The following is a 1682-nucleotide window of genomic DNA, read 5'->3' on the forward strand; positions in this document are numbered from 1 at the left end:
AAAACAAAAATACTAAGCTTAGAGGCATAAGAGTTATCCGACGGGATGCTCTTATGCCTCTATTACTTTATAGTGGTAGTGAAGACAGGCCGTGGGCTTTTTAGGTCCTTGAGACCGAAAAACAAAATGGCCGCTTCACTGGTTTTGATTAATGCGTTCAAAGTATTTAGGTTCTTGAAACCGAGTTTTGAAAACTAGCTTATTAAAACTAACGTGAAGACTTCAGAAGGATAGGTATAAGGATATGGATAATCGAACAATCATTGGAATTGATGTTAGTAAGAACAAGCTCAACGTCGCTATCACAAGAGATCTACAAGTGATTCAAGAGTTCATCATTCCCTCAGACGTAATCGGCTTAGGGCAGCTTAAACGGGCAATGATAGCGTGCGATAGCACGCCAGAAATTGTCTTTGAAGCGACCGGTGTTTACTCAAGACGACTAGAATATTTTCTTCAACAAAATCATCTGGCTTATCACATCTTGAATCCCCTAGCCGCGAAGAATCGTATCGCCACCGGAACTCGGACACGTAAGAACGATAAACGTGATGCCCAGAGACTGGCCATCAGCGAGTACACAGAGCAATTAGAAGCATTTGCGCTCACCTACAAGCAGGATCCAGTCTATCGAGAACTAACCGACATGAATCGCTTCTACGACCAATTAAACGAGGACAAGAAGCGTGCGCGAAATCGAACCCACCGAGTGTTACAGCTAACATTCGCTTCTTTTGGCGAGTCTAAGGATGGTTTTAACTTTGATAACAAGATTAGCTGGAAGATGCTTGCGCTCTTCCCGCATGCCCAATTAGTCCGCAACATCAGTGACTTGAATGAATTGCAAGATAAAATATTAGCAGCGCATTTCAAAGGCATTGGTCCAAAACGAGCGCACGAATATGCCCATAAGCTCTGGAAATTAGCCGCCAAAAACGCCGATGGTTCGCCAGTTACGTCTGATAATACTCGCCAGACAAAAGCCCTAGCAGAACAAGTTCTTACCTTGATGGAACAGGAGGAAGACCAGGTCAAGCGAATGACTGAGCTAGGCAAAAGTCTCCCCGAATACACACTACTTCAAACGATTCCTGGTTTCGGTGCCAGCACCGCCATTCGTTTAATCAGTGAGCTGGGTGATATCCGGCGCTTCAAGACCCGCCAGCAGCTCAATAGTTTTATTGGAATTGATCTAACTGAAATGGACTCGGGTGACCATAAATCTGCGCGGCACATCACTAAGCACGGCAATCCTCACGCCAGACGCATTTTGTACTGGACAATAATTCTAATGATAAATCCCAAAATGGCCGACAGTCACATCAGAGATGGGTATCAAAAAAGACGAGGAGACGGCCCGAAAAAGCCGCTCATCGTCAAAGAAATGGATCATCTCATCAAGACAATCCTTTATCTAGTAAAAACGAATCAACCCTACTCATATGAGCTTGCCCCTCAACGTAAGTAAGTCCTCGTTATAGTTATAAGCATACCAGCCTTGAAAAACTTTTCATACCCCCAAGGCTTATTTAAGTGTATCTTAGACCAAGTTCCTTGGCCTGTTTTCGCCAGCAAATCTCAGAACAGCCCCTAAAACCAGAAAGCGATAGTGAATTCAAAACCATCTTAACCATTTAAAAGACCAGCACATCAACATTCTTCTTGACAAGACGTAGAAAAAA

The 1682-nt window shown here is 43.6% G+C and carries 1 protein-coding gene; it reads left to right on the forward strand.

The genetic code is table 11. The annotated features are described in order from the left end of the window. The first annotated feature begins 244 nt into the window (after nt 1–244). The gene (locus JUF13_RS14350; RefSeq protein WP_203640200.1) at nt 245–1468 is read left to right on the forward strand and encodes an IS110 family RNA-guided transposase; all 1224 of its coding nucleotides are present in this window, start codon (nt 245–247) and stop codon (nt 1466–1468) included. Nucleotides 1469–1682: the final 214 nt, after the last annotated feature.

The sequence above is a fragment of the Levilactobacillus wangkuiensis genome, from assembly GCF_016861605.1.
Classification (GTDB): Bacteria; Bacillota; Bacilli; order Lactobacillales; family Lactobacillaceae; genus Levilactobacillus; species Levilactobacillus wangkuiensis.